The following is a 499-nucleotide window of genomic DNA, read 5'->3' as shown; positions in this document are numbered from 1 at the left end:
CATCACTGTACTCCTCGAACTCGGAAATCGACGGCGGCCCATCACTACCGGCGATGTCGGCGACGCGACGGAGTTCTTCGAGGAGTTCCTCGTCTGAGTATGTTTTGGTGTTTGACTCCTCGTTGCCTCCCTTGTCGATAGCGTTGGTTGGGACGGTCTCGAACGCCGCGTCGAGTGCGTCGTCCCACGAACCAAACCGGTTGTAGTACGTCGCGCGCGAATATGACCCGTGCTCGCGAACGATCGTTGTCGTTGGCCTCCCTCCGAACTCGTCATAAAGCCGCCGCAATTCGGCGAGTAGCTCCTCGGTGGTCACGCGCTGTGGCGGCGGTGGCTCGAAGCCGGCCGCTTCGAGCGCATCTCGCCACGAGCCGAACCGGTTTTGGTACGTCGTTGTCGCGTGGGTACCGCATTCTTCGGCATCAACTGTCGTCGGACGGTCACCATCGTTCGCTTCGCCGAGTCGTTGTAGATCGGCGATTAGTTCAGCGTCAGAGAC

At 60.3% G+C, this 499-nt stretch carries 1 protein-coding gene; it reads right to left on the bottom strand.

Annotated elements, in window-relative coordinates; all coding sequences use genetic code 11:
* Positions 1-499 (bottom strand): homing endonuclease associated repeat-containing protein (locus EXE50_RS17255; protein ID WP_394347763.1); only part of this gene is annotated, 499 nt, incomplete at both ends.

Source organism: Halorubrum sp. ARQ200 (assembly GCF_005435115.1).
GTDB classification, from domain to species: domain Archaea; phylum Halobacteriota; class Halobacteria; order Halobacteriales; family Haloferacaceae; genus Halorubrum; species Halorubrum tropicale.
This window is presented reverse-complemented; position numbering and strand designations above follow the sequence as displayed.